Source organism: Streptomyces corynorhini (assembly GCF_003346515.1).
GTDB classification, from domain to species: Bacteria; Actinomycetota; Actinomycetes; order Streptomycetales; family Streptomycetaceae; genus Streptomyces; species Streptomyces corynorhini.
The window spans coordinates 26804-51411 of record NZ_QQNA01000112.1 but is presented as its reverse complement, the minus strand read 5'-3'; the positions used below and the strand labels follow the sequence as shown (position 1 = coordinate 51411).

20 protein-coding genes and 1 riboswitch are annotated in these 24608 nt (G+C 70.0%); of the genes, 15 read left to right on the top strand and 5 right to left on the bottom strand.

All coding sequences use genetic code 11. The features are described 5' to 3' along the window. The first annotated feature begins 20 nt into the window (after nt 1–20). The 3 genes from DVH02_RS15625 to DVH02_RS37125 are packed head-to-tail and all read left to right on the top strand — an operon-like array spanning nt 21 to nt 4941. Nucleotides 21–974, top strand: coding sequence for an alpha/beta fold hydrolase (locus DVH02_RS15625; RefSeq protein ID WP_114624420.1), 954 nt, complete (start codon nt 21–23; stop codon nt 972–974). A 53-nt stretch (nt 975–1027) separates the two neighbouring features. Next, nucleotides 1028–1348 carry a CU044_2847 family protein gene (locus tag DVH02_RS15620; RefSeq protein WP_114624419.1) on the top strand — a complete coding sequence of 107 codons (321 nt, stop codon included), beginning with the start codon at nt 1028–1030 and terminating at the stop codon, nt 1346–1348. A gap of 5 nt (nt 1349–1353) precedes the next feature. Continuing rightward, nucleotides 1354–4941 carry an nSTAND1 domain-containing NTPase gene (locus DVH02_RS37125; RefSeq protein ID WP_158575893.1) on the top strand — a complete coding sequence of 1196 codons (3588 nt, stop codon included), beginning with the start codon at nt 1354–1356 and terminating at the stop codon, nt 4939–4941. Nucleotides 4942–4967: 26 nt separating this feature from the next. Here DVH02_RS37125 and DVH02_RS15595 read toward each other — a convergent pair whose 3' ends face one another. The 4 genes from DVH02_RS15595 to gcvT all read right to left on the bottom strand — a co-directional run bounded on the left by DVH02_RS15595 (nt 4968) and on the right by gcvT (nt 9402). Next, nucleotides 4968–6365 (bottom strand): L-serine ammonia-lyase, encoded by a 1398-nt coding sequence (locus tag DVH02_RS15595; protein WP_114624418.1) that lies wholly within the window; start codon nt 6363–6365, stop codon nt 4968–4970. Between the two features lie 138 nt (nt 6366–6503). Then, nucleotides 6504–7772, bottom strand: coding sequence for a serine hydroxymethyltransferase (gene glyA, locus DVH02_RS15590; RefSeq protein ID WP_114624417.1), 1269 nt, complete (start codon nt 7770–7772; stop codon nt 6504–6506). Nucleotides 7773–7787: 15 nt separating this feature from the next. Further along, the gene (gcvH, locus tag DVH02_RS15585; RefSeq protein WP_114624416.1) at nt 7788–8162 is read right to left on the bottom strand and encodes a glycine cleavage system protein GcvH; all 375 of its coding nucleotides are present in this window, start codon (nt 8160–8162) and stop codon (nt 7788–7790) included. Nucleotides 8163–8244: 82 nt separating this feature from the next. After that, nucleotides 8245–9402 (bottom strand): glycine cleavage system aminomethyltransferase GcvT, encoded by a 1158-nt coding sequence (gene gcvT / locus DVH02_RS15580; RefSeq protein WP_114624415.1) that lies wholly within the window; start codon nt 9400–9402, stop codon nt 8245–8247. A gap of 158 nt (nt 9403–9560) precedes the next feature. After that, a riboswitch (glycine riboswitch) is annotated at nt 9561–9658 on the bottom strand. Between the two features lie 190 nt (nt 9659–9848). Here gcvT and DVH02_RS15575 point away from each other — a divergent pair. The 11 genes from DVH02_RS15575 to DVH02_RS15525 all read left to right on the top strand — a co-directional run bounded on the left by DVH02_RS15575 (nt 9849) and on the right by DVH02_RS15525 (nt 22297). After that, nucleotides 9849–10661, top strand: coding sequence for an AAA family ATPase (locus DVH02_RS15575; RefSeq protein ID WP_233518247.1), 813 nt, complete (start codon nt 9849–9851; stop codon nt 10659–10661). Between the two features lie 37 nt (nt 10662–10698). After that, nucleotides 10699–11433, top strand: a complete 735-nt coding sequence (locus DVH02_RS15570; RefSeq protein ID WP_233518246.1) for an enhanced serine sensitivity protein SseB — start codon at nt 10699–10701, stop codon at nt 11431–11433. A gap of 257 nt (nt 11434–11690) precedes the next feature. Then, entirely contained in the window at nt 11691–12485 is a 795-nt protein-coding gene (locus DVH02_RS15565) for an enhanced serine sensitivity protein SseB C-terminal domain-containing protein (protein ID WP_114624413.1), read from the top strand. Between the two features lie 457 nt (nt 12486–12942). Further along, entirely contained in the window at nt 12943–13935 is a 993-nt protein-coding gene (locus DVH02_RS15560; protein ID WP_114624412.1) for an ABC transporter permease, read from the top strand. A gap of 44 nt (nt 13936–13979) precedes the next feature. Then, the gene (locus DVH02_RS15555) at nt 13980–15740 is read left to right on the top strand and encodes an ABC transporter substrate-binding protein (RefSeq protein WP_114624411.1); all 1761 of its coding nucleotides are present in this window, start codon (nt 13980–13982) and stop codon (nt 15738–15740) included. A gap of 154 nt (nt 15741–15894) precedes the next feature. Then, nucleotides 15895–16905 carry an ABC transporter permease gene (locus DVH02_RS15550; RefSeq protein ID WP_114624410.1) on the top strand — a complete coding sequence of 337 codons (1011 nt, stop codon included), beginning with the start codon at nt 15895–15897 and terminating at the stop codon, nt 16903–16905. Beyond that, nucleotides 16902–17936 (top strand): ABC transporter ATP-binding protein, encoded by a 1035-nt coding sequence (locus DVH02_RS15545; RefSeq protein WP_114624409.1) that lies wholly within the window; start codon nt 16902–16904, stop codon nt 17934–17936. The genes DVH02_RS15550 and DVH02_RS15545 overlap by 4 nt, the downstream gene beginning before the upstream one ends. After that, nucleotides 17933–19174, top strand: a complete 1242-nt coding sequence (locus tag DVH02_RS15540) for an ABC transporter ATP-binding protein (RefSeq protein ID WP_407697627.1) — start codon at nt 17933–17935, stop codon at nt 19172–19174. Before DVH02_RS15545 ends, DVH02_RS15540 begins: the two co-directional genes overlap by 4 nt. A 117-nt stretch (nt 19175–19291) precedes the next feature. Next, nucleotides 19292–19963 (top strand): trimeric intracellular cation channel family protein, encoded by a 672-nt coding sequence (locus tag DVH02_RS15535; RefSeq protein WP_114624408.1) that lies wholly within the window; start codon nt 19292–19294, stop codon nt 19961–19963. A 71-nt stretch (nt 19964–20034) separates the two neighbouring features. Next, entirely contained in the window at nt 20035–20868 is an 834-nt protein-coding gene (locus DVH02_RS15530) for a thioesterase family protein (RefSeq protein ID WP_114624407.1), read from the top strand. 265 nt (nt 20869–21133) lie between these two features. Further along, the gene (locus tag DVH02_RS15525) at nt 21134–22297 is read left to right on the top strand and encodes a cysteine desulfurase family protein (RefSeq protein ID WP_114624406.1); all 1164 of its coding nucleotides are present in this window, start codon (nt 21134–21136) and stop codon (nt 22295–22297) included. A gap of 147 nt (nt 22298–22444) precedes the next feature. Here DVH02_RS15525 and DVH02_RS15520 read toward each other — a convergent pair whose 3' ends face one another. After that, the gene (locus DVH02_RS15520) at nt 22445–23161 is read right to left on the bottom strand and encodes an N-acetylmuramoyl-L-alanine amidase (RefSeq protein ID WP_114624405.1); all 717 of its coding nucleotides are present in this window, start codon (nt 23159–23161) and stop codon (nt 22445–22447) included. Between the two features lie 61 nt (nt 23162–23222). Between DVH02_RS15520 and mnmA the strand changes: the two genes are divergently transcribed. After that, nucleotides 23223–24362: a tRNA 2-thiouridine(34) synthase MnmA gene (gene mnmA, locus DVH02_RS15515; RefSeq protein WP_114624404.1), complete on the top strand. Its 1140-nt coding sequence runs from the start codon at nt 23223–23225 to the stop codon at nt 24360–24362. Nucleotides 24363–24608: the final 246 nt, after the last annotated feature.

Below are 24608 nucleotides of genomic sequence, written 5' to 3'. Positions count from 1 at the left end.
CGGACCTGAGGGAGCTGGACATGAGAGAGATCGAACTGTCCGCCGGGACACTCGCGTACGAGGACACCGGCGGCGACGGCCCCGCGGTCGTGTTGCTGCACGGGCTGATGATGGACGCCTCGCTGTGGGAAGGACCGGTCGCCGACCTCCGCGCCGACCACCGGTGCGTGGCACCGACGCTGCCGCTCGGTGCGCACCCTCACGCGATGCGCGCCGATGCCGACCTGTCGCTGCCCGGGGTGGCACGGCTGGTCACGGAGTTCCTCGACCGCCTCGGCCTCCACGACGTCACCCTCGTCGGCAACGACACCGGCGGAGCACTCGTCCAACTGCTCATGTGCGAGGGCGCCGCCCGCGTGGGACGGGTCGTGCTCGTCTCGTGCGACGCGTTCGACAACGTTCCGCCGGGGCTGACAGGCCGGACGCTCGTGCTCACCGGCAAGCTCCCGCCCCGGATGTTCGGGCTGTTCATGCGGCAGATGCGGCTGCGCCCGCTCCGCCGCCTCCCGATCGCGTTCGGGTGGCTGACCCTGCGCGGGGACGCGGCCACCGCCCGGTGGGCGGAACCGGTCATCAAGCGGCCCGGGATCCGCCGGGACGCCGTCCGCACACTGCGAGCCGTGGCGGCGGACACCGGCCTGCTGCTCGCCGCGGCCGAACACCTGCCGCGCTTCACCCGCCCCGCCCTCGTGGTGTGGGCACGCGGAGACCGCGTGATGCCGCCCGAGCACGGCCGACGCCTCGCCGGACTCCTGCCCCGCGGTCGGCTGGTCGAGGTGGCGGACAGCAACACCCTCGTACCCCTGGACCGACCGGCGGAACTCGCGCGACTCATACGGGAGTTCACCCACGCGTCGGACGCGGCTGCGGATCTCGGCCGTCTGCTCCGTACCGCACGGCGTGACAGCGGCTCGGTACCTCCGGAATGTCTCCTGGATTCACCTGAAATGCCACGACGGGATGGCACAAGATAGGGGGCATTGTCGCTGGCCCCGTGAACGGGGCCTGCCGGGCGCAAGGGGGCACTGTGTCGGAACTCGTCATGATGACGGTGGACGGTGACGGCGAAGGCACCGCCGTCTTCGAAGTCGACAGTGGCTTGGCAGGCTCGGACCTGGAACTCGCGGCGGGCGACGGCATGGTGGCCCGAGCCGAGACCTCTCTCCGTGAAGCGCTCGACCGGGTGAGACCGGCTCTGGCGCAGGTCTCCGAAACGGTCCGGGAGCTGAGGCCGGACGAGACGGAGATCCAGTTCGGGCTGAAGATCGGTGGCGAGAGCGGCGTGATCATCGCCAAGGGGACGGCAGAGGTGAACTTCGCCGTCCGAGTGGTCTGGAAGCGTGACTGATCCACATGCACGCTCGGCGGGAAGGGTTCATCGTCAAGATCCGGTCAGCGGCCTCGGGCGCTCCTGTCGGCCTCGGGTTCGTGGCCGGAGACCGGCACATCGTCACCTGTGCGCATGTCGTCAACGCGGCGCTCGGACATGACAAGCGCCATCGCGAACGCCCCCCTGACGACGCGCGCGTCCAGGTGGAGTTCGTGTTGCTCGGCGGCGTCGACGGTGCACCGCTGCGGGTATGCCGCGTGGCGGCGTGGGATCCGCCCGCGGGACCGGGCGGCCCTGGACGTGATGTGGCCGGCCTGGTCGTTGTGGGTGGAGACACACTGCCCGTCGGGGCCGGGGCGGCGCGACTGGTCGATGCGCGTATCGGCCTGATCCCCGATGCGCAGGTATCGGTGTTCGGCTATCCGAGTACCCCTGACCGAAAGGACAAGGGAGCCTGGACCAGTTGCTCCATACGAGGAGCAGTCGGTGGTGGTTTGATCCAGCTCGACGCCCGCGCCGAGGCCGCCCTGCGAACTCAGCCCGGTTACAGCGGCGCGCCCGTTGTGGCGACGGACCGCTGGGGCGACGCGGCCGTGGGAATGCTCGCGATCGCCGCCAAAGGGGGAGCGGCGCACGATGCGTATGCGGTGCCTCTGTCGGAGGTAGCGGCCGTATGGCCCGAGGCTCTGGGCCGGTCGATACTGCCGCCCTGTCCGTACCGAGGACTCCAGGCGTTCACGGCCGCGGACGCGCAGGCGGGTGTGTTCGTGGGGCGCGAGCGCGAGGTCAAACGGCTCCGGGAGATGGTGCGGGCGCAGCCGCTCGTTGTCGTCACCGGCCCTTCCGGAGTCGGCAAGTCGTCCATCGTCGCGGCCGGTCTGCGGCCCGCTCTCGCGGCCGACGGCTGGATGGTGGCTTCCTTCCGTCCAGGTGTGACCCCTCATGAGTCAGTTGCCCGCGCCCTGCTTGATCTTGAGCATCCAGGAGCGAGCCACTCCCTCGAACAACTGGACCATCGAGCACAGGCGCTGCGCGACGACGGATTCTGGCCGGTGGCCTCGCGGGTCGCGCTGCTGACCGGCAGACGTCTGGCTCTCATCGGGGACCAGTTCGAGGAGGTGCTCAGCGGGAGTTCGGACGCGGAGAAGGCCCTGGAGTTCCTCCAGCATCTGTTGCCGCCGCCGGACACGGTGCAGGACACGAACGTACGTCTGGTCTGCACACTGCGCGCCGACTTCCTTCCCGACCTGCTGGAACTGCCCGATATCGGTTCCCGGCTCCAGGATCGGCAGTTGAACGTCTCCCCACTGGACGAGGCGGCACTGACACGGGTGATCGTGGAACCGGCCCAGCTGGCCGGCGTGGCCTTCAGCCCCGGGCTGGCGGAGAAGATCGCGGGTGAGGCGTCCAGGGCGGCGGGCAGTCTGCCCCTCCTGGAGTTCACCCTGACCGAACTGTGGCCCTTGCAGCGTGAACGCCAGATCAGTTTTGACAGCTATCACGGCCTGGGAGGCGTCGCCGGAGCCCTGAACCAGCATGCCGAGAAGGCCTACTACTGGCTGCACGACCAGCTCCGACTGGATGAGCAACGCATCCGCCGCGCGCTGCTCTCCATGATCCGCGCCCGCGGTGGGGCGGCCAGCGCCGTCCGCGTCACCGCCGACCGTTCTCATCTCGGGAGTGACTGGTACATCGGCCAATTGCTGGCCGAACCAGATCGCCGCCTGGTCATCCTGGGCTCTGACGGGCCCGAGACGGCCGAGATCGCACATGAGGCATTGATCCGGGAATGGGGCAGGCTCTCCGCCTGGGTCGAGGAGGACGCCGATTTCCAGCAGTGGCTGACCGTCATGGAGGAACGCGCCCGCGACGAGGACCTGCTCTCCGCCGCCCGGGTGGCGGAGGCACAGAGCTGGCTGGGGGAACGGCTCCCCGATATCCCTCAGAAAGTCGCCCATCTGATCCAGCTCAGCAGCGAGGCAATCCTGGAACAACAGCAAACTCAGCAACTGTTGAGTCAGTCTCAGAGAATTGCCGAGCAATTACGCTACCAAACAAGGCAGTTGGAGGAGCGGCAAGGTGCTCTCCAGGCGTCCAACGCCCAACTGGAGAAGAGGGCCGAGCTGCTGGCCGAACGGAACCGCGACATCGAGATCAAGAGCGCCGAGACCGAGGAGGCCCGGCAGGTCCTGGAGGAGCGCGCCGAGCACCTCGGGCTCTCCATGCGTTACAAGACCGAGTTCCTGGCGAACATGTCGCATGAGCTGCGCACGCCGCTCAACTCGCTGCTGATCCTGGCCAAGCTGCTTGCCGACAATGCGGAAAAGAACCTCTCCCCGCGGCAGGTCGAGTTCGCCGAGACCATCCACGGCGCCGGCTCCGACCTGCTTCAGCTGATCAACGACATTCTCGACCTGTCGGAGGTCGAGGCGGGCAGGATGGCCGTCTTCGCCACCCCTGCCGCGCTCGTACCGCTCGCCGACTATGTGGAGGCCCTCTTCAGGCCGTTGGCAGCGGAAAAAGGGCTCGATCTCTCCGTACGCGTGTCGCCCGAACTGCCTCCCACGCTGTTCACAGACGAACAGCGGCTGCTGCAAGTGCTGCGCAACCTGCTGTCCAACGCGCTCAAGTTCACCGACTCGGGAGAGGTCGAGCTGTACATTCACCGCGCCGGCATGGAGGTGCCGTCGGCCGTCCGGCTGCAACTTCTCGGAGCCGGGGCGCCGCCGGATCCGGCGGCCGACGTCATCGCGTTCGCCGTGGCGGACACCGGGATCGGTATCGAGGCCGGCAAGATGGGAGGCATCTTCGAGGCGTTCAGGCAAGGGGAATGGGTCACGAGCCGCAAGTACGGCGGTACGGGCCTCGGACTCAGTATTTCGCGAGAGATCGCGCGGCTGCTCGGCGGTGAGATCCATGCGCGGAGCGAATCAGGGCACGGCTCGACATTCACGCTGTACCTGCCACTGCGTCCCAGCGAGTCATCGCAGGACGACGAGAGGGCGGCAAAGGAGCGGGATGAACTCGCCGCGCCCTTCGGCCGCCCCCACGGAGCCGCACCCCTGCCTCAGCCGCGGAACGCCCTGCCCGGTCTGCCCGGTGCCCAGGCGCAGCCGGCGAACGCGGATCCGTACCGGGCGTCGGCGGAATCAGAACGCGGCACCCGCTTCGTCGGCGAGAAGGTGCTGCTCGTCGATGACGACATCCGCAGCGCCTTCGCGCTCACCAGCGTCTTGGAACGGCACGGTCTGGACGTGTGTTACGCCGAGAACGGCGACGAGGCCATCGATATTCTGGAGCGCCGTGACGACATCGAGGTCCTCGTGATCGACGTCATGCTGCCGGCGGCGGAGGGCCCTACGACCATCGCGCGGATTCGCAGGACGTCCAAGTGCGGTGCGGTGCCCATCATCGCCCTGGTTCCGCCGGGTGTGCTCGGCAGCCGGCAGCTGGCTGCCGAGGCGGGCGCGTCCGACTGTGTGACCAAGCCCGTCAACCCTGATGTCCTGCTGCCGTTGCTGCGCCGATGGATCGAGGAATCCGCGGACGCCCCGGGCACTTTCCAGGGACAGTCCGTGGACGGGAAAGGCCGCGACAGCGTTGAAAGATGAGAACTACCCGGTCGGAGCAGGTCTCCTCAGCACTCGATGATGTTCACCGCGAGCCCGCCGCGGGCCGTCTCCTTGTACTTCACGGACATGTCCGCGCCGGTCTCCTTCATCGTCTTGATGACCTTGTCGAGGGAGACCTTGTGGCTGCCGTCGCCGCGCAGCGCCATCTTCGCCGCCGTGACCGCCTTGACCGCCGCCATGCCGTTGCGTTCGATGCAGGGGATCTGGACGAGGCCGCCGACCGGGTCGCAGGTGAGGCCGAGGTTGTGTTCCATGCCGATCTCGGCGGCGTTCTCGACCTGTTCCGCCGAGCCGCCGAGGACCTCGGCGAGGGCGCCGGCGGCCATGGAGCAGGCGGAGCCCACCTCGCCCTGGCAGCCGACCTCGGCGCCGGAGATGGAGGCGTTCTCCTTGAAGAGCATGCCGATGGCGCCGGCCGCGAGGAGGAAGCGGACGACGTTGTCGTCCTTCTCGGTCTCGGTGGCGCCGCCCGCCGCGAAGTTCATGTAGTAGTGCAGGACGGCCGGGATGATGCCGGCCGCGCCGTTGGTGGGGGCCGTGACGACCCGGCCGCCCGCCGCGTTCTCCTCGTTGACGGCCATCGCGTAGAGCGTGATCCACTCCATGGCGTGGGCCTGCTGGTCGCCCTCCGCGCGCAGCTGGCGGGCCGAGTGGGCGGCGCGGCGGCGGACCTTGAGGCCGCCGGGCAGGATGCCCTCGCGGGACATGCCGCGCGTGACGCACTCCCGCATGACGCGCCAGATCTCCAGCAGCCCGGCGCGGATCTCCTCCTCCGTGCGCCACGCCTTCTCGTTCTCCAGCATCAGCGCGGAGATCGAAAGACCGGTGTCGGAGGAGAGCCGCAGCAGCTCGTCACCGGTCCGGAAGGGGTGCCTCAGCACGGTGTCGTCGGGCACGATGCGGTCCTTGGCCGAGCCGTCCGCGTCGAGCACGGTCTCGTCCACGACGAAACCGCCGCCCACCGAGTAGTACGTCTTCTCCAGGAGCGCTCCGCCATCCGCGTCGTACGCGGCGAGCGTCATACCGTTCGCGTGGTACGGCAGGGCCTTGCGGCGGTGCAGGACCAGGTCCTCGTCCGCGTCGAAGGCGATCTCGTGCATGCCGAGCAGCTGGAGCCGGCCGCTGGTGCGGATACGTTCCGCCTCGGCGTCGGCGTTCTCCACGTCGACCGTGCGCGGGGAGTGGCCCTCCAGGCCCAGCAGGACGGCCTTGGGGGTGCCGTGGCCGTGGCCGGTCGCGCCGAGGGAGCCGTACAGCTCGGCCCGGACCGAGGCCGTGTGGGCGATCAGCCCCTCGTTCTTGAGGCGGCGGGCGAACATCCCGGCCGCGCGCATCGGGCCGACCGTGTGCGAGCTGGACGGGCCGATACCGATCGAGAACAGGTCGAAGACCGAGATGGCCACGGTGGGACTCCTTGTCGCCGGTTGGCGGACGCCGTTGTCCGCCGGGGTGGTGCGCAGAGGACGGAAGACACGGGGCGGGGCACCGCGCGCACTGTTCCAGTCTGCGCGGTGCCCCGGTCACGCGGGTGGTACGGGTGATTACAGGCCCGGGTACAGCGGGTGCCGCGCGGCCAGCGCGGAGACCCGGCCCGCCAGCTCCTCGCGGTCGAAGCCGGGCTTCAGCGCCGCCGCGATGATCTCCGCGACCTCGGTGAAGTCCTCGGTCGTGAAGCCGCGGGTGGCCAGCGCCGGGGTGCCGATGCGCAGACCCGAGGTGACCATCGGGGGGCGCGGGTCGTTCGGGACGGCGTTGCGGTTGACCGTGATGCCGACCTCGTGCAGCCGGTCCTCGGCCTGCTGGCCGTCCAGCTCGGAGTCGCGCAGGTCGACCAGGACCAGATGGACGTCCGTACCGCCGGAGAGCACGGAGACACCGGCCTCGGCGACGTCCGGCAGGCTCAGCCGCTCGGCGAGGATCCGGGCGCCGTCGAGGGTGCGCTGCTGGCGCTCCTTGAACTCCTCGGTGGCCGCGACCTTGAAGGAGACCGCCTTGCCCGCGATCACATGCTCCAGCGGGCCACCCTGCTGACCGGGGAAGACCGCCGAGTTGATCTTCTTCGCCAGTTCCTTGGTGGAGAGGATCACCCCGCCGCGCGGACCGCCGAGGGTCTTGTGCGTGGTGGTGGTCACGACATGGGCGTGCGGCACCGGGTTGGGGTGCAGCCCCGCGGCGACCAGACCGGCGAAGTGCGCCATGTCGACCATCAGGTACGCGCCGACCTCGTCGGCGATCCGGCGGAACGCGGCGAAGTCCAGCTGCCGGGGGTAGGCGGACCAGCCGGCCACGATCAGCTTCGGCCGGGACTCCTTGGCCAGCCGCTCGACCTCGCCCATGTCGATCTGTCCGGTCGCGTCGTCCACGTGGTACGCGACGACGTTGTAGAGCTTGCCGGAGAAGTTGATCTTCATGCCGTGGGTCAGGTGCCCGCCGTGGGCGAGGTTCAGACCCATGATCGTGTCGCCGGGGGAGAGCAGCGCGAACATCGCGGCGGCGTTCGCCTGGGCGCCCGAGTGCGGCTGTACGTTCGCGTGCTCGGCGCCGAAGAGGGCCTTCACCCGGTCGATGGCGATCTGCTCGATCACGTCGACGTGCTCACAGCCGCCGTAGTAGCGGCGGCCCGGGTAGCCCTCGGCGTACTTGTTGGTCAGTACCGAGCCCTGCGCCTCCATCACCGCGACCGGAGCGAAGTTCTCCGAGGCGATCATTTCGAGGGTGGACTGCTGACGGTGGAGTTCGGCGTCGACCGCGGCGGCGACGTCGGGGTCGAGTTCGTGGAGCGAGGCGTTCAGAAGCGGATTCGAAGACATCACAGTCCCTGGGTGTCAGTTGCCGGAGAACTCTTTGTACTCGTCGGCGGAGAGCAGTTCGTCCTCCGCCTCGACGCGCACCTTGAACAGCCAGCCGCCCTCGTAGGGGGCGGAGTTCACCAACGAGGGGTCGTCCACGACGTCCTGGTTCGTCTCGGTGACCTCGCCGGTCACAGGGGAGTAGAGGTCGCTGACGGACTTGGTGGACTCCAGCTCTCCACAGGTCTCGCCCGCGGTCACGGTCTCACCGACCTCGGGGAGCTGGGCGAACACGACGTCGCCGAGGGCGTTCGCCGCGTACTCCGTGATGCCCACCGTCGACACACCGTTGTCGGCGGCCGACAGCCACTCGTGTTCCTTGCTGTACCGCAGCTGCTGGGGGTAGCTCATGACCTGAATTCTCCTGTACGCGGGGGTGTGGTGTGGAACAAGCGTCTTACGGACCGAGACGGGCGTCGCCGGTCCGTCCGGATTACTTCTGGCGCTTGTAGAACGGGAGCGCCACGACCTCGTACGGCTCGTGTGAGCCCCGGATGTCCACGCCGACGCCCGCGGCGCCCGGTTCGGCGTGGACCGCGTCGACGTACGCCATCGCGATCGGCCGGCCCAGGGTCGGTGACGGGGCGCCCGAGGTGACCTCGCCCACCGTCGTCCCTCCGGCGACCACCGGGTATCCGGCGCGCGGCACCCGGCGGCCCTCGGCGATCAGGCCGACCAGCCTGCGCGGCGGGGCGCTCGCGGCGCGCTCGGCCGCCGCCTCCAGCGCCGTACGCCCGACGAAGTCGCCGTCGTTCGACGTCTTCTCGAACTTCACGACCCGGCCGAGGCCCGCGTCGAACGGGGTGAGAGCGGTGGACAGCTCGTGCCCGTACAGCGGCATGCCCGCCTCCAGGCGCAGCGTGTCGCGGCAGGACAGCCCGCAGGGCACCAGGCCGACGCCCTCGCCCGCCTCGGTCAGCGCCTGCCACAGCCGCTCGGCGTACCGGGGTTCGACGAACAGCTCGAAGCCGTCCTCGCCCGTGTAGCCGGTGCGGGCGATCAGCGCGGGGACCCCGGCGACCGTGCCCGGCAGCCCCGCGTAGTACTTGAGCCCGTCCAGATCGGCGTCCGTCACGGCCTTCAGGACGCCGGCGGCCTCCGGGCCCTGGACGGCCAGCAGCGCGTACGCGTCACGGTCGTCGCGCACATCGGCGTCGAACCCCTCGGAGCGCACGTTCAGCGCGTCCAGCACCACCTGGGCGTTGGAGGCGTTGGCGACGATCATGTACTCGTCGTCCTGGAGGCGGTAGACGATCAGGTCGTCGAGGATCCCGCCGTCCTCCCGGCAGATCATGGTGTAGCGGGCCCGGCCCACGGCGAGCGCGCCGATGTTGCCGACCAGCGCGTAGTCCAGGAGCGCCCCCGCGGCCGGGCCTGACACGGTGATCTCGCCCATGTGGGAGAGGTCGAAGAGACCGACCCCGGTCCGTACGGCCTGGTGCTCGTCGCGCTCGCTGCCGTAGCGCAGCGGCATGTCCCAGCCCGCGAAGTCGGTCATGGTCGCGCCGAGCGCGCGGTGCACCGCGTCGAGGGCGGTGGTACGGGGGCCGACGGGCGCGGCGGAGGTGCTGCTCGGGGGGACAGGGCTCATCGGTGTGGCTCCCAGGGCATGACGGCGAGGACGGTCCTCCCCATCTGTCATCGGAACCTGAGAGGTTCACCACGGCCACCCGTACGCACGCGTACGGCGGGCCATGACTTGCACCTTGGGTGGAGCCGCTGTCGGTGCGGCCCGCTTTTCAGATCTGCCTCATCCACGCGGTACGGGGCCTGAGAGATTCAAGGGAGGAACTTGCTCCTTCGGCGCCCGGCGCACACGGTGGCCGGGACTCTCCCGCGCGGATTCAAACGGCCGGTATGCAGTTGGCGGGCACATCATCGCACGCATCGGCCCGGATCGGGGCCGCGGGTCCCCGACTCGCCCGCTCGGGTGACAAGCTTGTGCGACATTGCCATTTCTTTACACTTCTTGGGCAAGGGTCGTGCACACGTACAGGGACCAGGCCCTGTAGGGGCGGGCTGACAGGGGGACGTCGGATGATGTCGCAGGGATCCGGAACATGTCCGGCGGCCGGCGCGACGGCGCGCGTGCCCGCCCAGCAGGGAGCACCGGCCGGTGGCGCGCTCGCGGCAGCGGGCCCGGGAGACGCGGGCCCGGGAGGGGCCGGTCCCGGAGACGCGGGCCCGGGTGCGGGTACGGGGCCGGGGCCGGGGCCGGGCGTACGGGACTTACGCGGCCGGCCCGGCCTGGTGCCGCACACCCTCGGCTTCGCCGCCGGGGACGTGGTGGTCGTCTCCGGGCTGCCCGGCAGCGGCAAGTCCACCCTCATCCGGCGCACCGCGCGGGGCGCCGGGATCGACTCCCAGGACGCCAGGGAGCGCTGGGCGCGGCTGCTGCCGCCCTCGCTCCCCTATCCGCTCTACCGCCCGCTCGTCCGGCTCACCCACTACGCAGGCGTGTGGCGCGCGCTGCGCTCCGGCACGGGCATCGTCGTCCACGACTGCGGCACGCAGCGCTGGGTGCGGAGCTGGCTGGCCCACGAGAGCGGCCGACGCGGCCGGCTGCTCCACCTCCTCCTGCTGGACGTGGCGCCCGAGACCGCCCGCGCCGGACAGCGCGAACGGGGGCGAGGCGTCTCCCGGTACGCCTTCGCCCGGCACCGCCGAGCGGTCGGCCGCCTCCTCGCCGCGGCCGAGAGCGGGCTGCTCCCCGCCGGGTGCGCCTCCGCGGTGCTCCTGGACCGGGAGGCCGCCGGGGCACTGGAGCGGATCGCGTTCTCGGCCGTCATGACCGGGACCGGCGTCACCGGGGCCGTCATGACCGGGACCGGCGCGGCCGTCACGCCGTAAGGTGCTGCCGCAGGGTCGAGGCGGAGGAATGAGGACAGTGAACACAGCATGGCCGGGCAATGAGCTGGAAGAGGCGCTCGCCGCCTCGCTCGGTGTCGAGGGGGCGGGCGCGCGGCTGATCGAGGTGCTCGGGCGCAGCGAGGTCTGGGTGCCCCTGCCCAACGGCGGCGGACCCGACAGCCCCGCGCTCGATCTGCCGACGATGGAGATCGAGGGCGGCGCCTACGTCCCGGTGTTCAGCTCGGCGGAACAGTTCCGCAGCTGCGTCGGCGCCCACATGGCCTTCACGGTCGCCCCCGCCCGCGACTTCGCCAGGGGGCTGCCGCCGCAGCTCGGCGTGGTGGTCAACCCGGGCGGGCTGGTCGGCATGCCGCTGCCGCCGCTCGCCGTCGCCGAGCTGTGCCGGACGGGCCGTACCCCGCTCGACGGTCCGGCCAGCGGCGGCCGGGCCCGGCTCTTCGAGCCGGACTGGCAGGAGGACCCGGTGGACTTCCTCACCGCCGCGGCGGCCGAGTTCGAGGCCGCGGGCGTCGTCCTGTCCGCCCGCCGCGCGCTCGCCAGCGTCGAGGGCGAGCCGCCGGTGCTCTTCATAGGCGTCCAGCTCTCGTCCTGGGAGGCCGCGGAACGCAACGCCCCGATGGACGCGTTGGGCCGGGCGCTGGGCCGGGTACAGGTCGGCTGGCCGGTCAACCTGCTGCTGCTGGACGTGGCCCAGGACCCGGTCGCCGACTGGCTGCTGGCGAAGGTGCGCCCGTTCTACCAGCGTGGTTGACGTACGTCCCTTCCAACGAAATCCACCGACATCCACCGGCTTCCACATACATCCACCGGCTTCCACCGACATCCACCGGCACGGACAACGCCGTCGGCGGCCACCTCGGTGGCCGTCGCGGAAGCGTGTCCTTTCGGCCAGGCGGGATATTCACCACACCGCCTAAGCTGTTTCCCGGCCGCGCCGTCGCACCGCGCGCCCGAACAGTGCCCGGGGGAGCTGGGCGAATGGTGGATCGACGAGGGGCGGAACCCACAGTGAGCGCGTCAGGCACCGCGGCGGCCGGACAGGTCGAGCACATGCTGCGTCAGGTGACGCCCGGACGGTACGACGCGTACGAGGCGCTCCTGCAGGCCCTGGCCGACGACAGCGTCTGGATGCTGCTCTGGCACGGCGGGGCCGGATCGCCCGACGCCCAGTACGGGAACATGGAGATCGACGGGCTCGGCTACGCCCCCTGCGTCACCTCCGCCCAGGAGCTGGCCGTCAGCGGCTGGACCCGGGCCCACGAGGTGGTCACCGGCCGGGACGTCGCCCGTGCCCTCTACCCCGACCGCTGGGGAATCTGGCTCAATCCGCACGCTCCCGGCGGCGGTGTCGGCATCCCCTGGCTCGATCTGCGCCGCATCGCCACCGGCCTGGACCGGATGCCCGCCGGACCGCTGCGCCTGTCCGAACCGGCCGTACCGCTGCCGCAGTTCTACGCCCTGCTCACGCAGAACGCGCACCGCACGCCCGCCGTCCGCTCGCTGCGCCGCACCTGGGTACAGCCCGCGGTCGGGGTGCCGTACCTCGCGATCGGCCTCGATCTGTACGACACGAGCCCGGCTTCCGTCGAATCCGTACACACGATGATGCGCCAGTCGATCGCCGCCGTACCGGACGGGCTGCCGGTCTCCACCGTCGCGATGTCCGACGAATACGACCCGGTAACAATGTGGCTGCGCTCCAACTCCCGCCCGTTCTACGACCGGGAGGCGCACGCGGCGCCCGCGGGACCGGGCCCCGCGCCCGGATACGGCTACCCGCCTCCCGCGCCCGGCGGCTACTGAGCGGAGCGCGCGCGGGACGGGCGGGGCGCGGCGACCCGGCCGCGCACAAGGTCTGGACCTGCGGTCTTGCCGGGTGTCGAACACCGGGTGGACACGGGCTCCCCGGCAGCCGGATCGGTTAGTTCCGCAGGACATGCGGGTAGTTGGGCGGCATGACCGATCTGACGGTTTAGTGACCCACATCGTCCGTTGACCCGAAATCCATGTCCGGATAACGGTAACCCTCTTATCGCATCACGGTTGAGCAACCATTCCCCGTGAGGGCTGGCGGGTGATCGCTTCGTGGTTGAAGACTCCGTGCAGCAGGTGGCCTCGGCACGTACTAGTGTGCGATGCGCTCCAAGAAGCAGTCCCCCGGGATCTCCAGGGGGACCAGTGTGCGAAATCTGAAGTGAACGAGCCGCTACAGCGGCGGTCATGGGCCGGCCACCGTCGGCCGAGAGGGGTCTCCAGCGCAATGACGGCACCTATCGAGACCACCGGGTCGGCGGCGCCGCCGGAAGCGGTCCTGGAGGGCGCCGGGGGCAAGCAGATCGAGGGCCGCTCGCTCGGCCGGATCGCGTGGACGCGTTTCAAGCGGGACAAAGTCGCCGTGGTCGGCGCGATCGTCGTGATCCTTCTGGTCCTTGTCGCCGTACTGTCCAAGCCGCTTCAGTCGGTCTTCGGGCTCGACCCCAACGCCTTCAACCAGGACCTGGTGGACCCCACCCTGCTGGCGCCCAAGGGCAGCTTCGGCGGGATCAGCTGGGACCACCCGCTCGGTGTCGAGCCGCAGACCGGACGCGACATCCTGGCCCGCATCATCGAGGGCTCCTGGGTCTCCCTGGTCGTCGCGGCCGGATCCACGATGCTCTCCGTCGTCATCGGCGTCGTGATGGGCGTGGTGGCGGGCTTCTACGGCGGCTGGGTCGACGGCGTGATCAGCCGCATGATGGACACCTTCCTCGCCTTCCCGCTGCTCCTCTTCGCGATCTCCATCTCGGCGTCGCTCCAGGGCACCGTCTTCGGGCTGGAGGGCCTGTCGCTCCGGATCGCCGTACTGATCTTCGTCATCGGCTTCTTCAGCTGGCCGTACATCGGACGCATCGTGCGGGCGCAGACCATGAGCCTGCGGGAACGGGAGTTCGTGGAGGCGGCCAGATCGCTCGGCGCCCGCGGCCCGTTCATCCTCTTCCGGGAGCTGCTGCCGAACCTGATCGCGCCGATCCTCGTCTACGCGACGCTGCTGATCCCGACCAACATCCTCTTCGAGGCTTCCCTGAGCTTCCTCGGCGTGGGCATCGCCCCGCCGCAGTCCTCATGGGGCGGCATGCTGTCCACCGCGGTCGACCTCTACCAGGTCGACCCGATGTTCATGATCATTCCTGGCATGGCGATCTTCATCACCGTGCTGGCCTTCAATCTGCTGGGGGACGGGCTGCGTGACGCACTCGACCCCCGTGGCAAGTAATCGCGGCCCTGCCGCACCGGTCAATCGAGGGGGCTTTCCTCAGGATGAACAGCAGAAAGACAGCTTCGGCCATCGCGGTCACGCTGGCGGTGGCGCTGGGTGCGACCGCTTGCGGCAGCAGCGACAGCAAGGACGGTGAAGGCAAGGGGGGCGGCAACGCGAAGGCCGACGCCGGGCTGAGCAGCATCGTCAACGCCAGCACCAAGAAGGGGGGGACGGTCACGTACGAGCACGCCAGTGGTCCTGACTCCCTGGACCCGGGCAACACGTACTACGGCTGGGTGCAGAACTTCTCCCGCCTGTACGGCCGTTCGCTCGTGACGTTCAAGCCGGCCGCCGGCAAGGAGGGCCTCACGGTCGTTCCCGACCTGGCCACCTCCCTCGGCAAGGCCAGCGCGGACGCCAAGACCTGGACCTACACGCTCCGCAAGGGCATCAAGTTCCAGGACGGCACCGAGATCACCTCCGCGGACGTCAAGTACGCCGTCGAGCGCTCCAACTTCGCGCCCGAGGCCATCTCCAACGGCCCGACGTACTTCAAGTCGTACCTGGAGGGCGGTGAGAAGTACAAGGGTCCGTACAAGGACAAGTCCAAGGACGGCCTCAAGTCCATCGAGACGCCGGACAAGTACACGATCACCTTCAAGCTGAACAAGCCGTTCGCGGACATGGACTACCTGGCCGCGTTCTCGCAGACGGCTCCGGTCCCGCAGAAGGCCGACACGGGCGCCGACTACGTCCAGAAGATCGTGTCCTCGGGCCCGTACAAGTTCGACTCGTACAGCGAGAGCCGCGGCGCGACCCTGGTCCGCAACCCCGAGTGGGACCCGGCGACCGACCCGATCCGCAAGGCGCTGCCCGACAAGATCGAGCTGAAGTTCAACATCAACGCCTCGACGATCGACGAGCACCTGCTCAGCGACTCGATCACCGCCGGTATCGAGGGCACGGGACTGCAGTCCAAGACGCAGCCGAAGGTGCTCGTCAAGGCCGCCGAGAAGGCCAAGACGGACAACCCCTACGCGGGCGCGCTCCAGTACCTGGCGATCAACGTCAACGTGAAGCCGTTCGACAACATCGAGTGCCGCAAGGCCGTGCAGTACGCGGTGAACAAGGCCGGAGTGGTCGACTCCATCGGCGGCTCGGTCAAGGGTGAGCCCGCCTCCACGATGATCCCGCCGTCGGTCGCCGGGTACAAGAAGTTCGACCTGTACCCGACCGAGGGCAGCAAGGGCGACGCCGACAAGGCGAAGGAGGCCCTGACCGCGTGCAAGCAGCCGAAGGGCTTCAAGACCTCGCTGACCGCGCGCTCCGACCGTCCCGACGAGGTTCTGGCCGCGACGCAGATCCAGCAGAGCCTGAAGACCATCGGCATCACCGCCGAGATCAAGCAGTTCCCGGCCGACAAGTACTTCACCGACTTCGCGGGCTCCCCCAAGTGGGTCCACGACAACAAGGCCGGCCTCATGATGATGGCCTGGGGTGCTGACTGGCCGACCGGCTACGGCTTCCTCGACCAGATCGTGAACGGTTCGGCCATCAAGCCGTCCGGTGGCACGAACCTGATGGAGCTGAACGACCCGAAGATCAACAAGGCGCTCACCGACGGCATCGGCACCCTCGACACCGCCGCCCGCGGCGAGAAGTGGGCCGAGGTCGACAAGCTCGTCATGGAGAACGCCTCCGCGGTGCCGCTCTTCTACCGCAAGAACCTGCTCTACCGCCCGGAGTCGGCGACCAACGTCACGGTCGCCGAGGCATACCTCGGCATGTACGACTACACGCTGATGGGCTCGTCGAAGTAGCAGGCAACGCCTCGGGGCCCCGCTCCTCGGGGCCTCGTAACACCTCGTAACGCCTCGTAACACCTGTACATCAAAACAGCACCCCCCGAAAGGCAGGTGAAGGTGCCGGGTCGTACGGGCGCACCCCGCCCGTACGACCCGGCACCGCACGGCTGTGGCTGCGTACATCATCCGACGCGTCTTCGCCGCGGTGTTGCTGCTGCTGGTGGTCAGCGCAGTCACGTTCGCGATCTTCTTCCTGGTGCCCCGCCTCGGCGGGCAGACGACCGACTCGCTGGCCGCCCAGTACGTCGGTAAGGGGGCCGACCCCGCCGCAGTCGCCGCGATCAAGGCGAACCTGGGGCTGGACGATCCCATCTACCTCCAGTACTGGCACTTCATCAAGGCCATCGTGGTCGGCGCCGAGTACAACTTCGGCCCCAACCCCTCGGTCTGCAACGCGCCGTGCTTCGGCTACTCCTTCAAGACCCATGTCGAGGTCTGGCCCGAGATCCTCCAGCGCATCCCGGTCACCTTCTCGCTGGCCATCGGCGCGGCGGTCATCTGGGTCATCTCCGGTGTCGCCATCGGCGTGCTCTCCGCGCTCAAGCGGGGCTCGATCTTCGACCGGCTGACGATGGGCATCGCCCTCGCCGGCGTCTCCCTGCCGATGTTCTTCACCGGCCTGGTCTCCCTCGCGCTGTTCAGCTTCCACTGGACGATCTGGGAAGACCTCCAGTTCGTGCCCTTCACCGACAACCCGGGTGAATGGGCGTGGAACCTGGTCCTTCCCTGGTGCACCCTCGCCTTCCTGTACTCCGCCCTCTACGCGCGGCTCACCCGCGCCGGAATGCTGGAGACCATGGGCGAGGACTACATCAGAACCGCGCGGGCCAAGGGCCTGCGGGAGCGCAACGTGGTCGTCAAGCACGGTCTGCGCGCCGCGCTCACCCCGCTCGTCACCATCTTCGGCATGGACTTCGCCCTGCTGCTGGGCGGCGCGGTCATCACCGAGCGCGTCTTCTCCTTCCAGGGCATGGGCGCGTACGCCATCCAGGGTGTGACCAAGAGCGACCTGCCCGTCGTGATGGGCGTGACACTGGTGGCCGCCTTCTTCATCGTCTTCTGCAATCTGCTGGTGGACCTCGTGTACGCCGCGATCGACCCCCGGGTGAGGCTCTCATGAGCGACGTGAGCAAGAAGTTCCTCTCCGTACGGGACCTGCGCATCCACTTCGACACCGACGACGGCCTGGTCAAGTCCGTCGACGGCGTCAGCTTCGACCTCGAAGCGGGCAAGACCCTCGGCATCGTCGGCGAGTCCGGCTCCGGCAAGTCCGTGACCTCGCTCGGGATCATGGGCCTGCACAACTCCGAGCGGGCCAGGATCTCCGGTGAGATCTGGCTGGACGGCGAGGAGCTGATCGGCGCCGGGCCCGAGCGGGTGCGCCGGCTGCGCGGCCACAAGATGTCGATGATCTTCCAGGACCCGCTGTCCGCGCTGCACCCGTACTACAGCATCGGCGCGCAGATCGTGGAGGCGTACCGCGTCCACAACAAGGTCGACAAGAAGACCGCCAAGAAGCGCGCCGTCGAGATGCTGGACCGGGTCGGCATCCCCGAGCCGGCGCGGCGCTACAACGACTACCCGCACCAGTTCTCCGGCGGTATGCGCCAGCGCGCGATGATCGCGATGTCCCTGGTCAACAACCCCGAGCTGCTGATCGCCGACGAGCCGACGACCGCGCTGGACGTGACCGTCCAGGCGCAGATCCTCGACCTCATCCGGGACCTCCAGAAGGAGTTCCACTCGGCGGTCGTCATCATCACCCACGACCTGGGCGTCGTCGCCGAGATCGCGGACGAGCTGCTGGTGATGTACGCGGGCCGCTGCATCGAGCGGGGCAGCGCCCAGAAGGTCTTCTACCAGCCGCAGCACCCCTACACCTGGGGCCTGCTCGGCTCGATGCCCCGGATCGACCGCGAGCAGACCGAGCGGCTCATTCCGGTCAAGGGAACCCCGCCCAGTCTGATCAACGTCCCGTCCGGCTGCGCCTTCCATCCGCGCTGCCCGTACGCCGACGTCCCCAAGGACGACCTCACCCGTACCGAGCGTCCCCATCTGCGGGAGATCACCGACGGGCACTTCTCCGCCTGCCACATGTCGAAGGCGGAGCGGGAACAGATCTGGACCGAAGAGATTGCGCCGAAGCTGTGACTGAGCTGACGAAGAAGATTCCGGAGCAGGTCGCGACGGGTGGGGCCGCGGCGGGCGGTGCGTCGGACGGGCCCGAGCCGATCCTCAAGGTCACCGGCCTGGTGAAGCACTTCCCGATCACCAAAGGGGTGCTGAAACGCAAGGTCGGCGCCGTCCAGGCGGTCGACGGGCTGTCCTTCGACGTCCGCCCGGGGGAGACCCTCGGTGTGGTGGGTGAGTCGGGCTGCGGCAAGTCGACCATGGGCCGGCTGATCACCCGGCTGCTCGAACCGACCGGTGGCAAGGTCGAGTTCGAGGGCAAGGACATCACCCACATGTCCGCAGGGGCGCTGCGTCCGCTGCGGCGCGACATCCAGATGATCTTCCAGGACCCGTACGGGTCGCTGAACCCGCGCCACACCATCGGCGGGATCGTCTCCACCCCCTTCAAGCTCCAGGGCATCGAGCCCGAGGGCGGCCTGAAGAAGGAGGTGCAGCGGCTGCTGGAGCTGGTGGGCCTCAGCCCCGAGCACTACAACCGCTACCCGCACGAGTTCTCCGGCGGTCAGCGCCAGCGCATCGGCATCGCGCGGGCGCTGGCGCTCAACCCGAAGCTGGTCGTCGCGGACGAGCCGGTCTCGGCGCTGGACGTGTCGATCCAGGCGCAGGTGGTGAACCTGCTGGACGACCTCCAGGACGAGCTGGGCCTGACGTACGTGATCATCGCGCACGACCTGTCGGTCATCCGCCATGTCTCGGACCGGATCGCCGTGATGTACCTCGGCAAGATCGTCGAGCTGGCCGACCGGAAGTCGCTGTACGAGTCGCCCAAGCACCCGTACACGAAGGCGCTGCTGTCGGCGGTGCCGGTGCCCGACCCGAGCCGGCGCGGCGGCAAGAGCGACCGGATCCTGCTCAAGGGCGATGTGCCGTCGCCGATCTCGCCGCCGAGCGGCTGCCGGTTCCACACCCGGTGCTGGAAGGCGACGGAGATCTGCAAGACGACCGACCCGCCGCTGATCCAGCTCGCGCCCGGTCACCAGGCGGCCTGCCACCACCCGGAGAACGCGCCGGACCAGCGTCCCCAGGACACGGTCTCGGTGGCGTCGCGCGAGACGGTGGAGCTGGCCGAGCCGGGCGCGGGTGCCGGCGCGGGCGCCGGTGCGGGCGCCGGTGCCGGTGCCGGGAAGCAGGAGGCTCCGGAGACCGGCGCCGCGCGGTCCGTTGCCCCGGATGCCGAGGCCCCCGGCAAGGAGTAGCCGCTCCGACGTACGGAATCACGGGACCAGGGACGCACGAGACCGGCCGCGCAGGCCGATCTCGTGCGTCCCTGGTCCCGTTCTGCGCCGTCCGGGGCGCGCCTGCACAATGTCCGGGTGTTCCACGACTTTTTCACCCCCTCCGTCCAGCACGCGCTCGACCTCGTCGGCATCTTCGTCTTCGCGATCTCCGGTGCGCTGCTCGCCGTACGCAAGAACTTCGACGTCTTCGGCATGGCGGTGCTGGCCGAGATCACGGCGCTGGGCGGAGGGCTGCTGCGGGATCTGATCATCGGCGCGGTGCCGCCCGCCGCCTTCACCGACCTCGGCTACTTCTCCATGCCGCTGGTGGCGACGGCCCTGGTCTTCTTCCTGCATCCGCACGTCGAACGGATCCAGGGCGCGGTCAACGTCTTCGACGCCGCCGGGCTCGGCCTCTTCTGTGTCACGGGCACGACCAAGGCGTACGAGTACGGTCTCGGCCTCACCTCCTCCGCCGTCCTCGGTCTGGCCACGGCGGTGGGCGGCGGAGTCCTGCGCGACGTGTTCGCCAACGAGGTGCCCTCGCTGCTGCGTTGGGACCGGGATCTGTACGCCGTACCGGCCATCGTCGGTGCCTCGATGGTGGCGCTCTGCCTGCGCTTCGACTCCCTGAACGCGCTGACCAGCACCCTCGCCGTACTCACCGCGTTCGTTCTGCGGCTGCTCGCGATGCGGTTCCACTGGCGGGCGCCGCGGGCCTGGAACCGGCGCTCGGCGGCGGCCGAGGAGGAGGGGGCGGGAGCGTGAGCGACGGTGAGCCGCTGCTGGGCGCCCACTAAGTTACCGATAGGTAGTGGCGTGTTGTAGCGTGACGTCCCATGGCACAGGTATCCATCGGAGACAGCGAGTTCGACCGGGAAACCGCCGTCGTCCCCCGTGAACCGGGCGTCTACGACGTCACCCTCTCGCCCGGCTGGACGGTGATGCGGGTCGTCAACGGCGGCTATCTGCTCGCGGTCGTCGGCCGCGCACTCGGGGACGCGCTGCCGCACCCCGACCCCATCGCGGTCTCGGCGCACTACCTGAGCCCGTCGGTGCCGGGCCCGGCCGTGATCCGCACCGAGACCGTACGGTCCGGCCGTACGCTCTCCACCGGGCAGGCGTCCGTCTTCCAGCCCGCCGAGGACGGCGGCGAGGTGGAGCGGATCCGGGTCCTCGCCTCGTACGGAGACCTGGACGCGCTGCCCGACGACACGCGCACCACGGCCAAGCCGCCCGCGATTCCGCCCCGGGAGAGGTGCCTCGATGCGGCCGAGGGGCCGGTGCCGCCCGGTGACTTCTCGCTGATGGACCGGCTCGACCTGCGGATGGACCCGGACACGGTCGGCTGGGCCGTCGGCGAGCCCTCGGGGCGGGGCTCGATGCGCGCCTGGTTCGACCTCGCGGACGGGCGCGCCGCCGATCCGCTCTCGCTGCTGCTCACGGTGGACGCGCTGCCGCCGGCCGCGTTCGACCTCGGGCTCACGGGGTGGACGCCGACGGTCGAGCTGACCGCGCACGTCCGCTGCCGCCCGGCACCGGGTCCGCTGCGGGTCGCCCTCGCCACCCGTAACCTGGCGGGCGGCTTCCTGGAGGAGGACGCGGAGGTCTGGGACAGCGCCGACCGCCTCGTCGCCCAGTCCCGCCAACTGGCCCGCGCGCCGCGCGGCTGAAATCCCGCGTGGCTGAAACGGGGCGCGGCGGGGGCATGGGTGGCCGGGGCATGGGTGGCAGGGGCGCGTGCGGTCGGGTCGTGCGCGGCGGGGACATGCGCGGTCGGGTCGTGCGTGGTCAGGTCACGTGCGGTCGGGGCATGCGCGGCGGGGGCATACGCGGGGCGATCGGCCGCGGCGGGCCGCGGCCGTCGTCGTCCGCTCTCGGCCGCCGCGGGGCCTGCTGCGAGTGATCCGGGTCCGCGCTCGTAGAATCGTGCGCACCATGGCTTATCTCGACCACGCCGCGACCACTCCGATGCTGCCGGAGGCGATCGAGGCGATGACCGCCCAGCTCCGCCTCACCGGCAACGCCTCCTCGCTGCACGCCGCCGGGCGCCGGGCGCGCCGTACCGTCGAGGAGGCCCGTGAGACCCTCGCGGAGGCCCTCGGCGCGCGGCCCAGCGAGGTGGTCCTCACCTCGGGCGGCACGGAGGCCGACAACCTCGCCGTGAAGGGCCTGTACTGGGCCCGACGCGCCGCCGACCCCGCCAGGACCAGGGTGCTGGCCAGCCCCGTGGAGCACCACGCCGTCCTCGACGCCGTGCACTGGCTCGCCGAGCACGAGGGCGCGAACGTCGAATACCTGCCGGTCGACGCGTACGGCAGGGTGGCGCCCGAGGCGCTGCGGGCGGCCGTCGAGCGCGATCCCGGTGATGTCGCCCTCGCCACCGTCATGTGGGCCAACAACGAGATCGGCACGATCCTGCCGATCGGGGAACTCGCGGAGGTGGCGGCGGAGTTCCGCATTCCGCTGCACTCCGACGCCGTTCAGGCGTTCGGGCAGACGGAGCTGGACTTCGGCGCGTCCGGGCTCGCCGCGATGACCGTCAGCAGCCACAAGATCGGCGGCCCCTACGGGATCGGCGCCCTGCTGCTGGGCCGCGAGTACACCCCCGTACCCGTCCTGCACGGCGGCGGCCAGGAGCGCCAGGTGCGCTCGGGCACGCTCGACGTGCCCGCGGTCGCCGCCTTCGCGGTCGCCGGACGGCTCGCCGCCGAGCGGCGCGAGGAGTTCGCGCGGGAGGTCGGCGCGCTGCGGGACCAGCTGGTGGCCGCCGTACGGGACGCGGTGCCCGACGCGGTGCTGGGCGGTGACCCGGACCACCGGCTGCCCGCCAACGCGCACTTCAGCTTCCCCGGCTGCGAGGGCGACTCGCTGCTCCTGCTGCTCGACGCCCAGGGCATCGAGTGCTCCACGGGCTCCGCGTGCACGGCGGGCGTGGCGCAGCCCAGCCATGTCCTGCTGGCCACCGGCAGCGACCCCGAGCTGGCCAGGGGCACCCTGCGGTTCTCCCTCGGCCACACCTCCACGCGGGCGGACGTCGAGGCGGTCGCGAAGGCGATCGGCCCGGCGGTTGCGCGCGCCAGGAGCGCGGGGCTGAGCTAGCGCCTTTCGTCCGGATCGTGCGGGACCATGCCAGACCGGGCCGGATCGTGCCGGATCAGGCTGGATCGAGCCGGATCGGGACGGATCATGCCTGATCATGCCGGATCGGGCCGGGCCCGGCGTCGTGGGGGCGCGGCGGCGCGGCGGTCACTCCGCCCGTGCCCGTGCCGTCTTCTGCCGTGCGGACTCCTCCCGTACGAACCTCATGTACCGGTCCCAGTTCCAGTTCTTCCCCGGGTCCGTGTGGTCCGTGCCCGGGACCTCGACATGGCCGACGATGTGCTCACGGTCCACCGGTATCCCGTACCGGTGGCATATGTCGGCGGTGAGCCGCGCGGAGGAGCGGTACATCGTGTCCGTGAAATCCTCCGGTTTCTCCACGAACCCCTCGTGCTCGATGCCGATCGACCGCTCGTTGTACCCGCGGTTGCCCGCGTGGTACGCCACGTCCAGCTCGCGGATCATCTGCGCCACATGACCGTCCTTGCGCACCACGTAGTGCGCGGCGGCGCCGTGGCCCGGGTCCTTGAAGACCTGGAGCGCCACCGCGTAGCTCCCCTGGACGACATGGATCACGACGCGGTCGATCCGGTAGTCGTCGGGGCGGTCGGCCATCCGCCAGTTCGCCGACGAGGCGGCCACCCACTGGGCGGGCAGGTAGTCCAGCTCACCGTCCTTGCGCGGCTTGTGCCCCACGGACACCTTCCGCCACACCCACGACAGCTCCTCGCGCGCCAGCACACCGCCGCCGAGCACCGCGGCGGCGCCGCCGATCAGCACCGCCCTGCGGGTGGCCTTCGGGCCGTCGGCGGACGCGCTCCCGTGCGCGCCGCCGCCGCCCGTACCCCGTGATTTCTCGCCCATATGATCGTCAACGCATTCTCGCGCGCATGTGGTTCCCCCCGGGCCGTACCCTGGTTGGGCTATGACTCAGAATTCCCAGCACACCCGCCCGCTCCGCGTCCTCGCCGCCATGTCCGGCGGCGTCGACTCCGCCGTCGCCGCCGCCCGCGCGGCCGAGGCGGGCCACGACGTCACCGGAGTGCATCTGGCGCTCTCCGCGAATCCGCAGTCCTTCCGCACCGGCGCGCGCGGCTGCTGCACCATCGAGGACTCCCGCGACGCGCGCCGGGCCGCCGATGTGATCGGCATCCCGTTCTACGTGTGGGATCTCGCCGAGCGGTTCCGCGAGGACGTCGTCGAGGACTTCGTCGCGGAGTACGAGGCGGGCCGTACGCCCAACCCGTGTCTGCGCTGCAACGAGAAGATCAAGTTCGCCGCGCTGCTCGACAAGGCCCTCGCCCTCGGCTTCGACGCGGTGTGCACGGGCCACTACGCCACGGTCGTCACGGCCCCCGACGGCAGCCGCGAGCTGCACCGGGCCAGCGACATGGCCAAGGACCAGTCCTACGTCCTCGGCGTGCTGGACGAGCGCCAGCTCGCCCACGCGATGTTCCCCCTGGGCGACACCCTGACCACCAAGGACGAGATCCGGGCCGAGGCCGAGCGCCGGGGCCTGGCCGTGGCGAAGAAGCCCGACAGCCACGACATCTGCTTCATCGCCGACGGCGACACCCAGGGCTTCCTGGCGAACCGCCTCGGCGGCCCGGCCGAGGGCGACATCCTCGACGAGTCCGGTACGAAGCTGGGCACCCACGACGGCGCCTTCGGCTTCACCATCGGCCAGCGCAAGGGCCTGCGCATCGGCCATCCGGCCGCCGACGGCAAGCCGCGCTACGTGCTGGACATCTCGCCCGTCGACAACACCGTCACGGTCGGCCCCGCCGCCGCCCTCGACGTCACCGCCCTGACGGCGCTCAAGCCGCGCTGGTGCGGTACCGCCCCGGCCGGCCCCGGCGGCTACACCGCCCAGCTGCGCGCCCACGGCGACGAGACCCCGGTCACCGCCGAACTCACCGACGGCACCCTCCACGTCCGCTTCGACGAGCCGGTCCGCGGCGTCGCCCCCGGCCAGGCGATCGTCCTGTACGACGGCACGCGCGTCGTCGGCTCGGCGACGATCGCGACGACCCGACGGCGCACAGACGCGCTCGCGGCGGGCTGACACCCGCCGGTGGGCGTCAGCCCGCCGCGCGAGGGCATTACGCCGACCACGAGGCGGCCCTCCCCGTGGTCGACGTCTTCGCCCAGTGGCTCGGGGCCACACGGGAGGCTCAACGGTTGCGCAGCGGCAGAACGGGGCCGATGCCCACGAGCCAGATCCGTATTTCTGAGCAATGATTCATTCACCCCGAAGTGGTTTGACTGGCAAGGGAGAACAGTCATTTCCCCTAGACTGATCCACCTCTCA

Coding starts and splice junctions, on each gene's coding strand:
- DVH02_RS15625 (WP_114624420.1), top strand. CDS start 21: ATGAGAGAGATCGAACTGTCCGCCGGGACACTCGCGTACGAGGACACC.
- DVH02_RS37125 (WP_158575893.1), top strand. CDS start 1,354: ATGCACGCTCGGCGGGAAGGGTTCATCGTCAAGATCCGGTCAGCGGCC.
- glyA (WP_114624417.1), bottom strand. CDS start 7,772: ATGTCTTCGAATCCGCTTCTGAACGCCTCGCTCCACGAACTCGACCCC.
- gcvH (WP_114624416.1), bottom strand. CDS start 8,162: ATGAGCTACCCCCAGCAGCTGCGGTACAGCAAGGAACACGAGTGGCTG.
- gcvT (WP_114624415.1), bottom strand. CDS start 9,402: ATGAGCCCTGTCCCCCCGAGCAGCACCTCCGCCGCGCCCGTCGGCCCC.
- DVH02_RS15575 (WP_233518247.1), top strand. CDS start 9,849: ATGATGTCGCAGGGATCCGGAACATGTCCGGCGGCCGGCGCGACGGCG.
- DVH02_RS15560 (WP_114624412.1), top strand. CDS start 12,943: ATGACGGCACCTATCGAGACCACCGGGTCGGCGGCGCCGCCGGAAGCG.
- DVH02_RS15555 (WP_114624411.1), top strand. CDS start 13,980: ATGAACAGCAGAAAGACAGCTTCGGCCATCGCGGTCACGCTGGCGGTG.
- DVH02_RS15545 (WP_114624409.1), top strand. CDS start 16,902: ATGAGCGACGTGAGCAAGAAGTTCCTCTCCGTACGGGACCTGCGCATC.
- DVH02_RS15530 (WP_114624407.1), top strand. CDS start 20,035: ATGGCACAGGTATCCATCGGAGACAGCGAGTTCGACCGGGAAACCGCC.
- DVH02_RS15525 (WP_114624406.1), top strand. CDS start 21,134: ATGGCTTATCTCGACCACGCCGCGACCACTCCGATGCTGCCGGAGGCG.
- DVH02_RS15520 (WP_114624405.1), bottom strand. CDS start 23,161: ATGGGCGAGAAATCACGGGGTACGGGCGGCGGCGGCGCGCACGGGAGC.
- mnmA (WP_114624404.1), top strand. CDS start 23,223: ATGACTCAGAATTCCCAGCACACCCGCCCGCTCCGCGTCCTCGCCGCC.